This window comes from Acinetobacter baylyi DSM 14961 = CIP 107474, assembly GCF_000368685.1.
GTDB classification, from domain to species: domain Bacteria; phylum Pseudomonadota; class Gammaproteobacteria; order Pseudomonadales; family Moraxellaceae; genus Acinetobacter; species Acinetobacter baylyi.
Genome location: NZ_KB849628.1, coordinates 96657 through 116122, shown reverse-complemented (window position 1 = coordinate 116122; position 19466 = coordinate 96657). Strand labels below are relative to the sequence as shown.

Sequence of the window (19466 nt, the reverse complement as noted above, 5' to 3'; positions counted from 1 at the left end):
AAATAAATATAAATATCAGTCACTTAATTCAATTAAATTTAAGAAATTGAAAAATAACAATATTCAGTAAATTATATTCATTAAGTAATTTCCCATGGATTCTGTTAAGAAAAAATAGTGTTGTTATAGGGTTTAGTATCATTTCTGATTTATTATCCTAATATTGTACTTAAACAGTAATATTATGAATTTAAATGATATTTTCATCCTATAATTAGTGTTCAAGCTTTATTACTCTATAAACAACGCTTAATTTGAACAAAGCAATAAAATTAAATTGGAGAAAAATATGTTTAAAAACTTAATTTTGACAACTGGTGTTGTATCTGCTTTAACGCTTGCGGGTTGTGCAACCATGACCAACCCTTCTACAGATCGAAACTTGACAATGCTACAGAACAAAAACTGGTTAGTGACTGAAATTAACGGCGTAGAATACAAAGTTAACCCAGCGCAAACAGTGAATATTGCATCTTTAATGTTTAATAACAGTGCATTAAGCGGCTCTGATGGTTGTAACCGAATCATGGGGGGTTATACAGTTAAAGGCACTCAAATTGCTCTTACGCAATTGGCAAAAACACAAATGGCATGTTTGAATGCAACTGATACGCCAGAGAAATTTACGCAAGCCTTGGAACAGGTCACCAATTATAAAGTTTCAGAAAAAACGCTAAAACTTTTAAATAATGATGGCAAGGTTTTGGTTGAACTTAAAAGTAAATAATCTGAAAAGCTCTCAATCATAGTGATTGAGAGCTCTACTATTTGAATCATTTAATTTCAGATCATTTTGTTATTTATTAAATGACAAAAACACTATTCTTTATATTTCATCTTAGTAATCTATATAATAACTCAGATAAAATATTATGAGATCAGGTTAAGCCCACTGAGACTTAGCCCAAGATCTTCTTGGCCGGTAAATCGATTTCAAAAGAGTGATGAATAAATACACACGTTTCAACTGCCCAACGTAAAAACTTTTCTTGATAAAAGAAATCGGGGGCTTCTTTCAAATCAATCAATAGTTCATGACTATTGCAAGGTGAATGAATACAGATATATTCTCCAATAGATTTCATCACCAGATTACCAAATAGAGAACTGGCACGGCTTATTTCTAATTCCTCAATAAAACGATGTATATTTCGAATATTGTCTTGATAATGCTCTTGGCTCACAATGTTATATGCCTGTGAGATTTGATAATCGAGCGCCATAAAATGCCCTCCTTTCTCGTCACATTACAATTAAGAATTTTTCCAAAATATAATATTCAATTTAAACTCTAGCTTAATTAAGAAAGCACAGAAAAATAAAATGAAACTAATTACCATTAATAAAAAGTCCGAATGAATGACGCCTGTTGCCAGTACCCAGCCCCCTAAAACCACAACAAAATAAAAAAATATCATTCCAACTACTTCGTTCATCTCTACATCCAGTAAGATTTTTATTTGATAAATTTATGATTTTAATAAATAAAAAACAATAGATTACAGCATTGTATTTTACGAACAAAGTTCTCAAATTAAGCTAACATTTAACTAAGCAATGTAATGTCCAGCATATTAATGTGTAAATTTGTGACTAAAGTTGCAGTATTTTTATAGTTTTACAGATTGTTTAGAAATATTAATAAATATTTATTTTTATTCAAAAAAACTGCCATTAAGAAATGGCAGTTTTCATTTGAATTATTAAAATAATTGAAATGTATTATTTCTAATTTCTCGTTCTGAGACTTTTTAAATAGCTACGAGTTCTTTAATCCCTTTTTCTGGCATTTCATCTCCGACTCCCTGAGCAATAACTTGACCACGCGACATAACGGCGTAAGTATCTGCAAGTTCCTCTGCAAAATCGTAAAACTGCTCAACCAGAATAATGCCCATATCACCTTGAGCAGTAAGTTTTTTAATTACTTTTCCAATATCTTTAATAATTGAAGGTTGAATACCTTCTGTAGGTTCATCAAGTATCAAAATACGAGGTTTAGATGCTAAAGCACGCGCAATAGCGAGTTGTTGTTGTTGTCCACCCGACAAATCTCCGCCTCGTCGATGCTTCATTTCGTCCAACACTGGAAAAATTTCATAAAGTTCTTCAGGTACTTTTTTGGCTTTAGAACCTGAGAATTTTGCCATACCAATTAAAATATTTTCTTCTACAGTTAATGTTGAAAAAATATCTCGACCTTGTGGTACGTATGCCAAACCAGCACGTACACGCTGTTCAGGCGACATTTTAGAAATGTTCTGACCATCCAACAGGATTTCTCCTGATTTAATGGGCAAAATTCCCATGAGGCATTTTAGCAAGGTGGTTTTACCAACGCCGTTTCTACCCAAAATAACGCTACATTTACCGATTGATGCACTTAAGGAAACATCACGTAAAATATGGCTACCACCATAAAACTGATTAATCTGCTTTATTTCTAGCATATGTTTTTCCTAACGGCCCAAATATTTTTCAATAACATCTTCGTTAGCTTGTACTTCAGCGAGCGTACCTTCTGCCAATATTGCACCTTGAGCCAACACAGTCACTTTTTCACTAATTGTGTCGATAAAACTCATATCGTGCTCTACCACCACTAGGGTGTGATTTTTTTTAAGTTCGAGGCAAAGCTCTGCCGTACGTTCGGTCTCTGCATCCGTCATACCTGCTACAGGTTCGTCTAGTAAAATTAATTTGGGCTGTTGCATCAGCAACATACCAATTTCAAGCCATTGTTTCTGACCGTGTGAAAGTAAGCCTGCTGGTTTTTTTACAAATTCAGTCAAACGAATTTGCTCAAGTGTCTGCTGTAAAGCCATTTTAATTTCTGGTGCCAGTCGGTTAAACAGGCTTTTTTTGACACTTTTATCCTTTGGTGCAGCCAGCAACAGATTTTCCATCACTGTAAAATTTTCAAACACAGTCGGTTTTTGAAATTTTCGGCCAATTCCAGATTCTGCGATTTGCTCTGTGGTCATCTTCGCCAAATTATAGTTTTGTCCAAAAAAGGCTGTGCCTTCTGTCGGGCGTGTCTTTCCTGTAATCACATCCATCAGCGTGGTTTTGCCCGCACCATTTGGCCCAATGATGCAACGTAACTCGCCTTCTTGTATGTATAAAGACAAATCATTGAGTGCACGGAAGGAATCAAACCAGACACTCACTTTCTCTAGATACAATGCAACCCCATGACTAAAATCTGCACCTTCCGACTTTGCTCTGCCATAGCCTTCACCAAATTGACCACCATGCTGATGTATATTTGCAACATGTTCGCTCATTTAATTTTTCTCCTTTTTAAAGCGATCAAACAGACCAATTACACCTTTCGGTAAGAACAGTGTCACCACAATAAACAATGCACCCAAAATAATTAACCAGAACTCTGGTGCTGCGACCGTAAAATAGGTTTTAAGTCCGTTAATTAAACCAGCGCCAAGAATCGGGCCGATCAAGGTACCTCGTCCTCCTGCTGCTACCCAAACCGCCATTTCAATAGAATTCACGGGATTCATTTCACTTGGATTGATAATGCCAGCCTGCGGTACATACAAAGCGCCTGCGATTCCAGCAATAACCGCTGACAGTACCCATGCAGAAAGCTTGTACCAAAGCGTACGATAGCCAAGATACTGCAATCTATTTTCACTATCACGGATTGCGCCAAGTACTCTGCCATAAGGCTGATTCATCAAGATACGTAATCCGATAAAGCACAGCATTAATATCAATGCTGTCACAAAACATAAAACTGCTCGGGTCATTGAAGACGTAATGTCAAATCCCAGAATGGTTTTAAATCCCGTAAATCCGTTATTGCCACCAAATCCTGTTTCGTTTCTAAAAAATAATAATGCAGCAGCAAAAGTCATGGCCTGCGTAATAATTGAAAAATAAACGCCCTTAATTTTTGATCTAAATGCAAAGAATCCGAAAATAAAAGCAATAACACCTGGTACTAAAACAACCAAGAGGACGGCCCAAATAAAGTGCTCTGTACCCACCCAAAACCAAGGTAGCTCATTCCAGCTTAAAAACCGCATAAAGTCTGGCAAGCCATCACCTGCAGATTGTCGCATCAGATACATCCCAAAGGCATATCCACCTAAGGCAAAATAAAGACCATGCCCTAAACTCAATATGCCAGCGTAGCCCCAAACTAGATCAAGCGATAAAGCAACCAGTGCCAGACACATAATTTTGCCAATCAAAGTAACCCAGTAGGCAGACAGATAAAATGGTGAATCTGATGGAACCAGATGTAGCCATGGCAAAATCATAACAACCAGAAAACATAGCGCTATGAGTACAGCACTATAGGGTTTATCAGAAAACAAAGTGGCGATCTTCATTGTTATTTACTCCACAAAACGGCCTTTGATTGCAAATAAACCTTGTGGACGTTTTTGAATAAACAAAATCACAAGAACCAACAGAATAATTTTGGCCAATACTGCACCTAAACCAATTTCTAGAATTGTTCCACTTACGCCCAAACCCAATGCTGCCAATACAGCACCCCAGACTTGACCTACACCACCCACGACCACCACCAGAAAAGCATCGATAATATAGTTTTGACCTAGATCTGGCCCAACATTACCCACTTGCGCCAAAGCACAGCCTGCCAGTCCAGCAAGGCCTGATCCCAGACCAAAAGCCATCATATCGATACGTGCCGAACGAATTCCAACCGCTCTTGCCATTTGACGATTTTGGGTAACGGCGCGAATGAATAAACCAAAACGTGTTTTATTGAGTAAAAATACCAATAGCAGCAAAATAGTGACTGTAAACACGATAATCGCAATACGGTTATAAGGCAGCATAAGGCTTGGCGTCAGTGCTATACCGCCGCTTAACCATGTGATATTTGATACTTCCACGTTTTGAGCACCAAAAACCATACGTACGGCTTGCATCAAAATTAGACTTACACCAAAAGTTGCAAGTAACGTTTCTAATTGACGACCATACAGCGGCCGTATAATCGTGCGTTCGATCAGCATGCCAATGAGTGCACTCACGATAAATGCGGCTGGAATGGCAATCAGCAAATACCAATCTACCCAGTGAGCAAGATGAGCTTTAAACAGGCTTTGCACGACATATGTGGTATAGGCACCAATCATAATCAGCTCACCATGCGCCATATTAATTACGCCTAATAACCCATAAGTAATTGCAAGTCCAAGTGCTGCTAGCAGCAAAATACTGGCTGTACTTAACCCTGAAAAGACATGACCAGACCACTCACTGATTTGTATGCGTGTTTTGATTTTATTTTTTGCATCAAGTAAGGTTGCTTTAAGCTCTGGGTTTAATTGTGGTTGTTGTAATTCTTGTTCCATTAACGCAAGTACATCAGGACGATTCGATTCCGATAACACTTTTACAGCATCGATTTTGACTAAAATATCAGAACTATCAAAATCGAGTCGTGCTTTAAGCTGTGCAAGACGTGCTTTTACTGTGTTATTGGTTTCTTTTAAGTAAAGCTGTCGGATAAATTGAGTATCTAGCTCAGAAATATTATTTTCTAAAATATCGACTGCACGTAATCGTTGGGTCGCATCTTCAGAGTTCAGCTTGGCTTTTGCTTGACCAAAAGTTAAGGCTTTACGCAATGTATTGACTAAAGTGACTTGTGATAAATCTGCGGGCCAGTCTTTTATAATTTTTTCATCTGGATAACTCAGTAAAGTCTCATCATTTTTTAATAGATAGGTATGTCCTGCGCTATCTGTATATAACTCATTTTCATCAATATAAGTCACAAGTTTATCAAGTATTTCAATACTTGCAGGCCATTGATTGAGCATCATTCGACGAGTATTAAAATCAGATTTTACAAACTGTTGAATCGCATCTTCTTGCTGTAGGCTATGAATGGCAGGTGTATTATCAGCTACAGGATGGGTTTCTTCTGCTGCCCACGCAGAAATGCACCCTAATTGTAGTACTAAACACAACACCACCCAGATCCGATAATCTTTGATCATCATATTGGAACCTTAATCAGTTGAATATTTTCATCAAAATATGGGGAATCACCCATTCCGTTTGAAATGGGTGAGATTCATTCATTATTTTGGAATGTAAGGACTCCAAGGCTCCGCACGAATGGTATTTGGTGTTTTGTAAACCACATCAAATTGACCATCAGCACGAATCTGACCAATCATGACGGGTTTATGTAAGTGATGATTGGTATCATCCATTTTCAGGGTGTAACCAGACGGTGCAGCGAAGGTTTGACCTGCCATCGCAGTACGCACTTTATCAACATCGGTGCTACCTGCTTTCTCAACAGCTTGCTTCCACATATTGATGCCGACATAGGTCGCTTCCATCGGATCGTTGGTCACAACCTTATTGGCATTTGGTAATTTGTACTCGACCGCATATTGCTTAAATTTATTAATGAAATCAGTATTTTTAGGATTTTTGACTGACATAAAATAATTCCATGCTGCCAAATGTCCAACCAGTGGTTTGGTATCAATACCACGTAACTCTTCTTCGCCTACCGAAAATGCCATCACTGGAATATCGGATGCTTTAATGCCCTGATTGCCCAGTTCACGATAGAACGGAACGTTCGAATCACCATTAATAGTCGAGATTACTGCGGTTTTTTTACCAGCCGAGAATTTTTTAATGTTTGCCACAATGGTCTGATAATTATTATGTCCAAATGGCGTATATTCTTCCATGATGTCGGCATCGGCTACGCCTTTAGATTTCAAGAAAGCGCGTAAGATTTTGTTGGTGGTGCGTGGATAAACATAATCTGTTCCCAGTAATACAAAGCGTTGAGCTTTACCTCCTTCGTCACTCATTAAATACTCGACAGCAGGAATCGCTTGCTGGTTTGGTGCAGCACCCGTATAGAAAATATTTTTGGATTGTTCCTGGCCTTCATACTGTACTGGATAAAACAACAAACCGTTTAATTCTTCAACCACAGGCAGTACAGATTTACGCGAAACGGATGTCCAGCATCCAAAAATCACAGCCACTTTATCTTGTGTGATGAGCTGACGTGCTTTTTCAGCAAAAAGTGGCCAATCTGAAGCAGGATCTACAATCACAGGTTCAAGCTTTTTGCCTAAGACACCGCCTTTCGCGTTAATCTCATTAATCGTCATTAATGCAGTATCTTTTAACGATGTTTCAGAAATGGCCATCGTTCCTGAAAGTGAATGCAAAATTCCGACTTTAATTGTATCTCCACTTTGGGCGACAGGAGCTGAAGCAGCTTTAGCTTGCTCTGCTGGTTTGTCGGAAGATTTAGAACACCCCACAAGGCCTGCACTTCCCATGATTGCAGCTACACATAATGAAATTGACATCATTTTTTGTTGAAACATGATTTTTCTCCAACTAATCCTGTTGATTACACACAATAAAACCAATTACTTTTTAGTATTATTCAAAATTTATGCCATATTATTTTTTTAATAATAAGATTAATATAAAAAAACTTTATAATATTAATTTTTATATTTAAATTTTTTAAAAAACATATACTTAATATTTTATAATTTTTTTAATAATTAATTAAAAATAATAATAAAATATTTTTTTTAAAATGAAAATTATAATTAATCCCATTTTAAAATATATTTATTTAAATAAAAAATGTCTGTACGTCAATTGACGTATTGACGCTAAATTTAGAATATTTGGGTAATGGAAATAAATATTTTTACTTAATTACAAACTTACAAGATGCTTAAAAAGACACCAAAATGAAACATTTTTCACATACATGCACCAAAATGTTTTTAAATAAATAAGGCATTGTTTTGATCAATCCTCCAATGCCTTATCAATTTAGCTTTAAAATTTAAAATTTATAGAGAATTGTGCAGTTCGCGGTGCTCCTAAGAATAAGTAATCGTCTCCCATGAAACCGCCAACATCACGCCAGTATTTTTTATTGAATAAATTATCTACGCTTAATCGCATGGTCGTGTCATAGCCATATAGGTTAAAGCGATAAGCAGCGCCAAGATCAAATACCCAATAACCAGCAACTTTTACAGTCCCTTCTTTGTTGGCATATTTACTTGCGCTGTATTGCATGCCACCAAGTATGCGTAATCCTTCTATTTGAGCAACTTGATAGGATGCATGTGTTGCAAAGCGAAGTTTTGGCACATTTTGAGTTTGATGATTTTCATAAATATCAACACCGCTATCTTCCCACTGTGATTTGATCAATGCCAGGCTTGAAATAAGATCTAGATGGGGCGTGATACGTCCTTGCACATTCAGTTCAATGCCTTGATTGTGTTGTTTTCCACCTGAAACAAAAGTTGATGTTCCATCATCATTGGGTCTGACGTATTGATTATCCTGTTTGAGATCAAACAAAGCCAAAGTAAATAAAGCATTTTTATATTGTTGCTTTACCCCAATTTCATATTGTGTTGAATTTACTGGTGCCAGTACTTCATTTGAATTAGAGGTATACCACGGCGCTGTTGCTCCATCCGCTAAACCTTTAGCATAAGAAACGTAAACGTTGGTGCTTTCAAATGGGCTATACATTAGCGCGAGCTGAGGCAAAAACTTATCGATTTGAGTGTGGCGGTTTTCTATACTTTCGGCATCGTACGCTCTTTCATTCAAGTGAATCCACTTGCCACCCAGTAAGGTCGACCATTGGGGATTAAATTCTATACGATCGGACAAGGCAAAAGAAACCTGATCGCTTTCTAGAGGCTTATAGCGATTGCCCAAATCTTCGGCAGCAGGATCAAAATCATTGGTTTCCTGATCAATATTGCCTGTCCCTATAGGTATATTTACTTCAACATAACGTTTTTGGGATTTAAGAGTTTTTGCAAGTTCAAAATTAAGGTGATGAACTAACTCACCTGTTTGCAGTTGTCCTACTAGAGTCGATTTAAACTGTGTGGTTATACGGATATCATCAGGATTTCGATAATCATAAATGTCGTAATTACCATTTTCGTCAAAAGTATTTTCAATAGGCTTTAAACCTTTATATGATCCGTATGGAAATGCAATGTAATCATCTATTTTAACGTGACTATAGGCAGCCCCCAAACTTGCTTTCCAGTCAGAATTAATTTGATAATTATATTTTAAACTGCTGTTTAGCGAGGTGTTGGTGACTGGCTTACTCCAGCTTTGATAGCCTAAAAGCCGATCCCATGTCACATCTGTCGGTACAGTTGTGCCATCCAATAGTTGATATCCTGGCACTGAACGTTGCTTCTGACGTTGCGACTCTATATCAAACTGAATTTGTGATTTTTCATCTAATTGTAGATCAAGCGCAACCGATCCAAATAATCGTTTTCCATTTGCATGTTCGACATAAGGGTGTATTTGTTCCTGCGCCAGATTTACCCGATAACCCAGCCTTTGATCTGATCCAGCAAAGCCTCCCATATCTAGCCCAATAGATGCTCCCCCCTCACTATTGACTCCCATACTTACAGCATGTATGTCTTCTGGACGCTTGGTGACATAGTTCACCACACCACCGGGTGTAGACATACCACTTTGAATAGCAGAAATTCCCTTTAAAATTTCGACTCGATCTTTATTTTCTAAAGCAACGTTTTGTTCACCACGAATCACAAAGCCATTCATCAAATAACTTGAACCGAGAGCAAGTCCAAAGCCACGTGACATAAAATTCGGGTAATAGCCTATTGCAGCATAACCATCACCGAGTGAAGCATCATTTTTAATGACATCGGTCAGAACTTTGGCTTGCTGGTCTGCAATTCGTTCGGTACTAATGACCGAAATCGAAGCTGGAATTTTGGCAATATCTTGAACCCCAAAACCATCAAGATTGGCATTTTTTCTATTGTATAGGCTATCAACATGTTCAGCTTCGAGCGTGATTGTACTCAATTGTTGCGTTTGTTGTTCCGTCGCATGAGCTACGACAGCAAATGTCGTTACTCCTGTACCCAGAATCAATTGAACACATCGATAAAGACGAGTAGTACAGAACATATTTAATTTCATATACAGCAGCCCCAAGCCAGAATAACCCAATAAATAATGTGAATTAAAAATTTGGGGAATTATATAGGACAAAAGGTTGGATCATGAGAATCATTTAAAGTAATCCTAAAATTCATGGTTTTTACACAGGTCTTAAATTGAAAAAAAACTGAAATTGATTTAAAAAATAGAATCTTATTAAATATTTCTCATGTATTGATATATCAGGATAGTCAAATGACACAATGGAACATCCAGTCAGTTGTTGATGGCTTGCAAAAAGCACGTCATGATTGGCGAGAAAGTCAGCATCGAACCAAAGAAATGGGTGATCGCGAATTACCGTCGAAAGAAATCTTAAAATCCATTATTGATGACCTGTGTGGTATTTTGTTTCCAATGCGGCTTGGCCCATCAGAATTACGACAACAAACCGAAAACTATTATATTGCTTATACGCTCGACCGGGTTTTAAATGAACTTCTCATTCAAACTCGAATGGCATTAAATTATGAAGCCAAACTTCATCCAGAAAGTTCACATCCTGACCTTGATGCATATGCCAAGCAAATCGTACACGAATTTGCAGATGCTTTACCTCAAATTCGTCGTCTACTTGATGAAGATGTTATTGCAGCCTATGAAGGTGATCCTGCTGCACATAGTGTCGATGAAGTCCTGATTTGCTATCCTGGCTTACTCGCAATTATATATCATCGTTTGTCACATCAACTTTATCCACATGTTCCACTGGTCTCTAGAATCATTTCTGAGCTTGCACACTCAGAAACAGGAATCGATATTCATCCTGGAGCCAAAATTGGTAAAGGCTTCTTTATTGACCATGGAACTGGTGTGGTGATTGGTGAAACCTGCATTATTGGTGAACGAGTCAGAATTTATCAAGCAGTGACTCTTGGGGCAAAACGTTTTGAAACAGATGATCAAGGTGGTTTGAAAAAAGATTATGCTCGTCATCCTATTGTTGAAGATGACGTGGTGATTTACGCAGGTGCGACTATTTTAGGCCGTATCATCATTGGTAAAGGATCAACCATTGGGGGAAATGTCTGGCTGACCCATACCGTGCCTGCTGGTAGTCAGATTTTACAATCTCCCTCTGAAACCTGTAAAAATATTGGCTAGTAATCTGGATAAATAAATAATCAGGGATGATTTTTAAATGGAAATTGATGAAGAATTAACCTTAAAAAAACTCCAGATTTTTTTGGCCTTTATGCGTAATGGAAATCTTTCCAAAACTGCTTCCGAAATGGAAATTAGTAATGTCAGTGTTCATAAAGCACTACACTCATTGGAAAGTGCCCTACGCTGTCCACTATTTAAGCATGAAGGCCGCAACTTAATTCCGCTTAAAAGTGCTTATGTATTACAGGAACATTCGCATAAACTTGTTCAAGATATTGTGGTGACTATCAATAAAACCAGAGAGGCAGCAGGTTTTGCTGCCAAAGTATTGCATTTAGGTTCATTATATTCACTAACTGTCAATACGATTCCGAATGTGATCAGTCGCTTAAAGCTCAGACGCGGTGAACTAGATATTCAGTTATTGTTAAGTTCAAATCTGGATCTGGTTAAAAAATTAAAATCGACAGAATTGGATGCGATTATTGTGGCACTCAATGAGACCACTCGGGATCCAGATTTTGAGAGTCTACCTATGTTTGAAGATAATATTTATCTTGCGGTTAACAAACATTCGCCCCTTGCTAGCTTAGATGAAATTGATTTAAGCACACTTAAGGATGAAACTTTTTTAACACTCTCTAAAGGTTTTGCGACTCGTAACGACAGTGACCTAGTGTTTGAGAAAGCAGGAATAGACCCTAAAGTCTTTCTTCAGGTGAGTGATATTTTCACTTTAGTGAGTATGGTGAGTACTGGAGTTGGTTTGGCACTGTTGCCTGGACGTATCTCGACCATTTATGAAAGTTCGGTCAAACTAATTCCGTTACAAGGGTCCTATCAAATCAAACAGGAAATCGGTCTGGTTTTTTTGAAAAGTAAGGAAAGAGATCCTAATTTACTGGCATTAGTCGCAGAATGTCGAATGTTTGCCAAGCAATATATTGCAATATAAATTTGGGCAGCAGATTTAGCCCGCTGCCCATGAGTGAAAATTAAGCACCAATCAATGCTTTCACTGCAAAAAATAATACAGTTGGCCCCATTAAGCAGCCTAAACCTGTATGGAATGTTGCAGTTAAAGCACCATAAGGTACTAAACGTCGATCCGTAGCAGCTAATCCAGCAGAAACACCACTTACAGTACCTGCAAGCCCACCAAAAATCATCGCAGATCGAGGATTATCCAACCCCATAAACTTGGCTGTCATAGGCGTAGAAACCATTACACATATGGCTTTTACAAGTCCTGTAGCAATGGATAAAGCCATAACATCTGAGCTGGCACCAATGGCAGCACCAGTAACTGGCCCAACAATATAAGTTACTGCACCTGCACCAATGGTAGTAATACTCACAGCATCACGGTAACCAAATATCCATGCAAAAATACATCCAACAATAAACGGTAAAATTGTTCCAAGTAGTAAAGAAAATGCGCCAATAAACCCTGCTTTTTTCGCCTCAGTTGCTTGTACCTCAAAGGCTGTAGCTACAATGGTAAAGTCGCGTAGCATTGCACCACCCATTAATCCTATACCTGAAAAAAGTGCAATATCTGTAATGCCCTTTTGTCCACCTGTATAAGTTCCACCTACCCAAGCCAAAATAAGTCCAATAATAATTGCGATAGCTGAAGCATGTACTCGCCCTCGAGTCAAATATTTAGATAATTTTGTCGATAGCCACATGATAAGTGCAATTAAAGCAAATGCTGTAATTAAACCTAAATGAGTTAAATCTTTTAATAGCATCTCAACCATGAGCTTTTTCTCCAATGCCAGTCATTGTTATTTCTTCTTTTGGTAATGGTGTACCTTTCTTATAGCGACTCAATCCAGCAATGGTTAAAGTACATACCACAACAGTACAGATCGCAGCCAAAACAGCCATATGTCCACTGGTAATAGCTGAAACAACATTTTGCTGAGCAGCCATTGCTACGACTACAGGGATATACATCATTCCCCAGAAAACAACACCTTTTTCAGTTTCAACATGCAATAGACCACGCTTTTCAAGCGATAAACGAATGAAAATAAGTAATATCATTGCAATACCCACCCCGCCAACATTGGAAGGAACTCCGAGTAATACTCCAAGCGCATCACCAATAATTACACCCACTAAAGTGCAAAGTGCCAGTAAACCTACTCCATAGATAATCATGTCAAATTTCCTCTATCCTTTGAGTTTCATTATTTTCTGATTATGCTTTATACAAAATCTTGTTGTTTTTGCATGGCAATGATCAGAGTTTCAATTGATGTGTTTTGGAACGACAATAACGTTCCTTCTTTAAATATTTTTCGAGCCAAACTAGTAAGTACCGTGCCAGGCAAGGCTTCTATTTGTAAACGAGCACCGCGTTCCCAAGCAGCCTGAACTGTATTGTGCCAGTCAATCATACGACTCATATTGAATGCGAGATCATTCATAATCTGTGTATTCGTTCTGAGTAAACGTGCCGATGTACCACTTAAATATTGAATCGTAGGTTGTTGCGTAGGTATTTCCTCCATAAAACCCGCCAGTTGGTGTGCCTGTTTTTCCAATAGTACGCAATGTGAGGGCACACTGATTTCAACCTTTTTTGCAATTGCTCCATTTTGCTGTGCATGATGAATTACATACTGCATGGCTTGCTCTGAACCAGAAATGACCACTTGATTTTCAGTATTCAGATTTGCAATGAATACTTGCTGATTTTGTTGAGTTTGCTCAATCCATTGCTCAATTTGAGAGCAATCTGCTCCCAGAATGGCGGTCATTCCGTAACCTTTAGGGTAAGCCTGCTGCATCAGTTGTGCTCTTTTGGCGACCAATTTCAAACCATCTTCAAAACGAATCACATGTGCAACTGTCGCAGCAGCCCACGCCCCAATCGATAAACCAGCCACAAATTTGGGTTTTACACCATGCAATCGCAACAATTCAGAGCTAATGACACCTGCCACATATAAACATAATTGCACCGAGTAAGTTGATTTGAGTGAATCGGCCTGATCAAGCAGCATAATATTTTCATTTAATACATCAGATGCTTGTTCAAGATAGCGATCAACCAATGGATGCTTTGGAAGATCATGTAGCATATTAATCTTCTGAGCACCCTGTCCTGGATATACCCAAATCGAACTCATATTGTTACTCCTTTAACGCCACGGATTTTCCACCAGAAACGCACCCTCATTACGCTTAAGTAACACCTTCCCTGTAACGCTCGCCCATTCCTGAAGTGCCACCCCACCATTTGGTGTCTGAAGCTGTATATCTATTCTCAAATTCAGAGCATCCAGTCGTTTTAAAATATCTTGAGCATCCAATTTCGACATCGGTTGCTCTGTACGAATTAGCAGGTCGATATCACTACTTTGAGTGACTGTTTTGAGGCCTGTAACTAGCTCAAATCCAACACTGCCTGTATATCCCCAAACAAAATGTTGATGATTCATTACAGAAGCCACAGCGTTTAAGCTCTGCTCAAGATGTGGATACAATCGTAAATCTTGATGAACTAAAGATTCTGGTTGTACACACTTTGTAATGACATTATCATTCATATATGTCGCAAAACGCTGGTTTCTTTGCATACCCCGTATTCCTACAGGGACTATTCCGCTATCAGATTTAGCCCGTCTTACAACCACTGGTCTATCATCACCTACAGCATCTTTCACCCAATGTGGTGCATCTTCTGGCAACATTTCGCAGGTCATTCCCCATAGCAAATCATGGGGGCGAAAGCGTGTGCTCATGACCATTGCTCACGCAAAAGCTCACGTACATGTACAGATGCCTCACGATTTTTCGCACTCAAACGATGCTTCAAATCAGAAGTTCCTTGATTTCGGATCTCTTGAAAGGTCTGGCTTAAAGTTTGTTGTATATAATCAATATCAGACGTTGTAGGATGATCTGCATGACTGACATTTAATAGGCCTGATAACAATCCTAAAGAATTATAACTTTCGATGTCATAAGCCATGGGTGGAATATTCGCAGCCAAGTTTTCAAGTTCATCTACGGTTCTCAAGGTAACACGTGCCGCAGATTCCTTGCCCATTGCATGTACCATCACTCCTTGATCCTTCAACGCTAGAATGCGATTTGCCTGATAGCCATGCGCCAAGAATGCACCAGACATTGATTTGCCTACGAGTAGACTCACAACAGGATGTCCTGCAAGACGAGCTCTTACGTAGCTATCTGCTGCTGCTGCTAAAGCTTGATGAATACCCAGTAATTCTTCACGGCGGCCATATGCCTGACTGGGTACATCCACAATACATAAAATACCGCGTTTGTGAGTTAGGTTTTGATCTGACTCAATGATTTGATCAATCGCTTGAGCAAGTGACCAACCTTCTAATAAGCCCACCTCTCCCTGACGTGCACGTGGAAAGTGATTATGAGAATCTGGTACTACACAAAATACACTGATTTTATTTTCGCCAAGCTGCCCCTCAGCAATCAGTAGTGAATCGATACCACTCGCAATCAAATTAAAGCCCTGTGTTAGCAAGTTGAACCAGTGTTTACCTCTGGTCGAATTTTTTACTGCATTGACATCCATGTTCATGCCTGTTCTCCTTGATATAATTTTCTAACATCTACAGGCAAAATTTGATCTGACGTATCGAGCTGAAAGAGTTTAGACAAATAAAATGTAGACTGCGTACTACGCTGAACCTGAGGAATACCTTGTTGAATATACGCAATCACCTTTTGTTTTATGAGTTCACGGTCATCTTCAACATAAGCATCGATCAATCCACTAGCAAAACGCTGCTCTCCGCCCGTAATACTCCAGATGAAAGGACGATCTTTGGCATTATATTCATCAATACCAGCTTCCTGTTCAATCACTTGAGGGCCATTTAGTCCTAAACGACCTTCTTGGGTCATGATGAGATAACTACATAATCCCGCAGCGATCGACATTCCGCCAAAGCATCCTACGCTTCCCGCTATAACACCAATGACAGGTTGATAATGACGAAGTTCAACGATTGCAGAATGGATTTCAGCAATTGCTGCGAGTCCCAAATTGGCTTCCTGCAAGCGTACCCCACCAGTTTCAAGTAACAGAATTGCTCGGGTTGGAATATGATTACAGTTATCTTCAATTGCAAGCTCAAGTGCACCTGCAATTTTGGCACCGCCTACCTCGCCCAAACTGCCTCCTTGAAAACTGCCTTCAACAGAAATAACCACAGCGGGTTGCTGTTCGATGAATCCTTTCATGACCACAACGCCATCGTCCGCTTGAGGTACGATATTTTGTCTAAGTAACCAAGGAGACATTACACCTGCAAAAGGATCGAGTAATTCCTTACAGCTATTCAGATCAAATAGAGATTTGGCGCGCTCACGTGCATCCATCTCGATAAAACTTTGTTTATTGAGTAAGTAATCAATATCAGCCATGTAACACCTCCTCAAATGCCTGTTCAAGTCGTAATCTGACAACGCCAGGTGTGGCACCAAAATCATGAATATCCATATGCACCGCAGGCATGTCCTGTTCTAAAAAAATACGCTCAAACAGGTTTTTCCAGCGTTGCTCACTGCCATCGACTGAAGTAATGACATGAATTGTTGTTTTTCCAGTCGTCGCAGGTTGCATCAAAATTTCTAAATCACCAGATCCCACACATCCCACTCGTGTCTTTTTTAAAGGTGGATGCTTTGCAGTAAATTCAAAGTTTAATATTTCCATTGATTTCTTCTTCCTTGCGGTGCACTGCTGTTATGTTGTTCAGCCTGATCCAAAAATAATAGTGTAGCGAGCAAGTCTGCAGCGCCACCTGCCGAAGCGCGTATTCGCAATAAATTTTGTTCTAACTGTTCAAGCCGTTGTTGCCCTTCATTGGTAGAACAACCTCCCAATTGCAGAACTTCTCTGGCTCCGCTTTGCATCATATTTAATCCATCAAGTCCAGCCCGATGAACAACACAGGTATCTGAGAGCTCTGCCATCATGGCAAGTAATGCATTTAATCTTGCTTCAGTTTCTGTTGTATTTAGCGCACGACTACACTGTAACTGAACCAGACCAAACTCAAGAATGATAGGAAAGCCTTGCTGTGCTTGCTGCTTGGCACCATTTATTCCAAATTTTTGTCGTACCATCTGACCATGACTGAATTGTTGCTTTGGAATAAAACGGTCTTCAAGCAATGCAATTTCAGCCGCTGTCTTACAAATCTCTGTTATCAGACAAGGCTCCTGCTTATATAAAGTCAGTGCAGTTGCTGTCAGCACTAAACCAATAGACCAGATTGCACCACGATGTGTATTGATACCGTGTGTTACCTGCAACATACGTTGCTCGCCTTGTCTCCCAAGCTGACCAATATCTTCTCGAAGTGCCTGATTGACTTCACCATGTATTTCTGCAGCCTCTGCCATGGCCTTAAACATTGGAAATAAGCTATATGCAGATTTTTCCATTAACTCAAGATTTAAATCATCGTGAGCACCACCCCCACGCCGATCAACCAATGCGGGCTTTGGTGTTAAATTTACTTCGTCTATCAGCGCTTGAACGGCCAAATCAGCTAAATATTCGGCTGTAGAAAAGTGAGTCTTTTTTAAAATCGCATTCATTACCAGCTCCTGAATTTTGCTGGTGGTTGATATAAGCCGTCAGACCATGTCACCAAATCTGCGATATTTTTTGCAGCCAAAAGTTCTCGGGTTGCATCTGTACGACGAATTCCTAAATCTTCTGGAAATACCACCAATCCTTCCTGACGCAATTTTTGTGTCTTCTTCGGATCATGGTTCAGACCGATATCGGTTACGCCTGCCACAGCAGCAATCATATCGCGACGTTCTTCTAAACTTCTGGCTTTATAAAGATAGGCAATTCCTTCTTCCGTTAATAAATGTGTGACATCATCGCCATAGACCATAATGGGTGCCAAAGCCATGCCAGCTTTTTTGGCCACATCCACAGCATCTAAAGTCTTGACAAATGTTGGCTTGCCACCTTCCTGATAGGTTTCTACCATTTGAACAACCAGTTTTTTGCCCCTTGCCAAGTAGGTATCTGTTTCAGTATTGCCTGCAATACGCATATCCATCCAAGCAGGTGTCGCATGACGGCGGCCACGCGGGTCATGTCCCATATTTGGTGCACCGCCAAAGCCAGCCAAACGGCCCTTGGTTACCGTAGAAGAATGTCCATCACCATCCACCTGTAAAGTTGCACCAATAAATAAATCAACCGCATACTGACCTGCAAGCTGACACATCATACGGTTGGAGCGTAAAGAACCATCTCGTCCAGTAAAAAATACATCAGGGCGTGCAGCAATGTACTTTTCCATTCCGAGCTCTGTACCAAAACAATGCACACTTTCGACCCAACCCGTTTCGATCGCCGGAATTAAAGTAGGATGTGGGTTTAAGGTCCAGTTCCGACAGATTTTTCCTTTTAAACCTAATGATTCACCATAGATCGGTAAAATAAGCTCTATGGCAGCCGTATTAAAACCAATACCATGATTAAGCGATTGCACCTGATGCTTTTCATAAATACCGCGAATCGCCATCATGGCCATAAGTACATGCACAGGTTTAATATGTTTGGGATCTCGGGTAAATAACGGCTCAATATAAAATGGTTGATCTGCGACAACCACAAAATCGACCCAAGATGATGGTATATCTACACGAGGTAAATCTGTTACATCATCGACCAGTTCATTCACTTGAACGATCACGATTCCATCACTAAATGCTGCTGGTTCGATCAGTGCAGGTGAATCTTCTGTACTTGGTCCGGTGTAAATATTGCCTTGGCGATCTGCCATAAATCCCGCTGATAACACCACGTTCGGGATCAGATCGACCAGTAAACGAGAATATAATTCGATATAAGTATGGATTGCGCCTATTTCAAGCAAGCCATCTTCTAAGAGTTGACTAATCCTTAAGCTTTGTGTACCTGCAAATGAAAAATCGAGTTTGCGTGCAATACCATGTTCAAATAAATCCAAATGCTCTGGACGTCCAACACTTGGCATAATCATATGTAGATCATGAAGGATTTCTGGATTAGTTTTTGCCAATGAGCGCGATAAAAAATCAGCCTGTTTTTGATTATTCCCTTCGAGTACTACCCGATCACCTGGGGTAATTAAAATTTCTAAAACTTTAATAATATCTTGAGTTGGAATGACTACACCATCGCTATACTTTTGTGCCATTTCCAGCTTAAGTTGTTTGCTTTGTCGACGTGTTGTCCATAGTCGTTCTTTGTGTTGAACAGAACCTTCCATGTACGTTTCCTTGTGAATATT

The 19466-nt window shown here is 39.3% G+C and carries 20 protein-coding genes; 3 read left to right on the top strand and 17 right to left on the bottom strand.

Translation table 11 applies throughout. The features are described 5' to 3' along the window. Positions 1-289: 289 nt before the first annotated feature. On the top strand, positions 290-727 hold the full coding sequence (locus F952_RS09950) for an META domain-containing protein (RefSeq protein ID WP_004926825.1): 438 nt from the start codon (positions 290-292) through the stop codon (positions 725-727). A gap of 172 nt (positions 728-899) precedes the next feature. Here F952_RS09950 and F952_RS09945 read toward each other — a convergent pair whose 3' ends face one another. The 8 genes from F952_RS09945 to F952_RS09910 all read right to left on the bottom strand — a co-directional run bounded on the left by F952_RS09945 (position 900) and on the right by F952_RS09910 (position 10026). Then, the gene (locus tag F952_RS09945) at positions 900-1223 is read right to left on the bottom strand and encodes a hypothetical protein (protein ID WP_004926824.1); all 324 of its coding nucleotides are present in this window, start codon (positions 1221-1223) and stop codon (positions 900-902) included. A 30-nt stretch (positions 1224-1253) separates the two neighbouring features. After that, positions 1254-1436, bottom strand: a complete 183-nt coding sequence (locus F952_RS09940) for a hypothetical protein (RefSeq protein WP_004926820.1) — start codon at positions 1434-1436, stop codon at positions 1254-1256. Between the two features lie 315 nt (positions 1437-1751). Beyond that, positions 1752-2450 (bottom strand): urea ABC transporter ATP-binding subunit UrtE, encoded by a 699-nt coding sequence (urtE, locus tag F952_RS09935; protein WP_004926818.1) that lies wholly within the window; start codon positions 2448-2450, stop codon positions 1752-1754. A 9-nt stretch (positions 2451-2459) separates the two neighbouring features. After that, entirely contained in the window at positions 2460-3287 is an 828-nt protein-coding gene (gene urtD, locus F952_RS09930; protein ID WP_004926815.1) for an urea ABC transporter ATP-binding protein UrtD, read from the bottom strand. Further along, a complete protein-coding gene (gene urtC, locus F952_RS09925) occupies positions 3288-4358 on the bottom strand; it encodes an urea ABC transporter permease subunit UrtC (RefSeq protein ID WP_004926812.1) in 1071 nt (356 codons plus the stop codon). A 6-nt stretch (positions 4359-4364) separates the two neighbouring features. After that, a complete protein-coding gene (urtB, locus tag F952_RS09920; protein ID WP_026056873.1) occupies positions 4365-6008 on the bottom strand; it encodes an urea ABC transporter permease subunit UrtB in 1644 nt (547 codons plus the stop codon). Positions 6009-6092: 84 nt separating this feature from the next. Beyond that, the gene (gene urtA, locus F952_RS09915) at positions 6093-7379 is read right to left on the bottom strand and encodes an urea ABC transporter substrate-binding protein (RefSeq protein WP_004926806.1); all 1287 of its coding nucleotides are present in this window, start codon (positions 7377-7379) and stop codon (positions 6093-6095) included. A 472-nt stretch (positions 7380-7851) separates the two neighbouring features. Beyond that, on the bottom strand, positions 7852-10026 hold the full coding sequence (locus F952_RS09910; RefSeq protein WP_004926802.1) for a TonB-dependent siderophore receptor: 2175 nt from the start codon (positions 10024-10026) through the stop codon (positions 7852-7854). A gap of 216 nt (positions 10027-10242) precedes the next feature. On the opposite strand from F952_RS09910, the gene epsC reads away from it, so the two are divergent. Next, positions 10243-11151, top strand: a complete 909-nt coding sequence (epsC, locus tag F952_RS09905) for a serine O-acetyltransferase EpsC (RefSeq protein ID WP_004926800.1) — start codon at positions 10243-10245, stop codon at positions 11149-11151. 37 nt (positions 11152-11188) lie between these two features. Further along, positions 11189-12109 carry a LysR family transcriptional regulator gene (locus F952_RS09900; RefSeq protein ID WP_004926797.1) on the top strand — a complete coding sequence of 307 codons (921 nt, stop codon included), beginning with the start codon at positions 11189-11191 and terminating at the stop codon, positions 12107-12109. A gap of 40 nt (positions 12110-12149) precedes the next feature. Here the strand turns inward: F952_RS09900 and madM are convergent, their stop codons facing one another. From madM to mdcA, 9 genes are read right to left on the bottom strand one after another with little or no spacing between them, the layout of a single operon-like run. Continuing rightward, positions 12150-12917, bottom strand: a complete 768-nt coding sequence (madM, locus tag F952_RS09895) for a malonate transporter subunit MadM (protein ID WP_004926794.1) — start codon at positions 12915-12917, stop codon at positions 12150-12152. After that, on the bottom strand, positions 12910-13323 hold the full coding sequence (madL, locus tag F952_RS09890; RefSeq protein WP_004926792.1) for a malonate transporter subunit MadL: 414 nt from the start codon (positions 13321-13323) through the stop codon (positions 12910-12912). Before madL ends, madM begins: the two co-directional genes overlap by 8 nt. Positions 13324-13370: 47 nt before the next feature. After that, on the bottom strand, positions 13371-14297 hold the full coding sequence (gene mdcH / locus F952_RS09885) for a malonate decarboxylase subunit epsilon (RefSeq protein ID WP_004926789.1): 927 nt from the start codon (positions 14295-14297) through the stop codon (positions 13371-13373). Positions 14298-14309: 12 nt separating this feature from the next. Then, entirely contained in the window at positions 14310-14918 is a 609-nt protein-coding gene (locus tag F952_RS09880; protein WP_011182343.1) for a malonate decarboxylase holo-ACP synthase, read from the bottom strand. Next, positions 14909-15736, bottom strand: coding sequence for a biotin-independent malonate decarboxylase subunit gamma (mdcE, locus tag F952_RS09875; RefSeq protein ID WP_004926781.1), 828 nt, complete (start codon positions 15734-15736; stop codon positions 14909-14911). Before mdcE ends, F952_RS09880 begins: the two co-directional genes overlap by 10 nt. Then, complete coding sequence (gene mdcD, locus F952_RS09870) at positions 15733-16584, bottom strand: biotin-independent malonate decarboxylase subunit beta (RefSeq protein ID WP_004926777.1); 852 nt, start codon at positions 16582-16584, stop codon at positions 15733-15735. The genes mdcE and mdcD overlap by 4 nt, the downstream gene beginning before the upstream one ends. Next, entirely contained in the window at positions 16577-16876 is a 300-nt protein-coding gene (locus F952_RS09865; protein WP_004926776.1) for a malonate decarboxylase subunit delta, read from the bottom strand. The genes mdcD and F952_RS09865 overlap by 8 nt, the downstream gene beginning before the upstream one ends. Beyond that, complete coding sequence (locus F952_RS09860; RefSeq protein ID WP_004926773.1) at positions 16864-17766, bottom strand: triphosphoribosyl-dephospho-CoA synthase; 903 nt, start codon at positions 17764-17766, stop codon at positions 16864-16866. The genes F952_RS09865 and F952_RS09860 overlap by 13 nt, the downstream gene beginning before the upstream one ends. Then, a complete protein-coding gene (gene mdcA / locus F952_RS09855; protein WP_004926770.1) occupies positions 17766-19445 on the bottom strand; it encodes a malonate decarboxylase subunit alpha in 1680 nt (559 codons plus the stop codon). The genes F952_RS09860 and mdcA overlap by 1 nt, the downstream gene beginning before the upstream one ends. Positions 19446-19466: the final 21 nt, after the last annotated feature.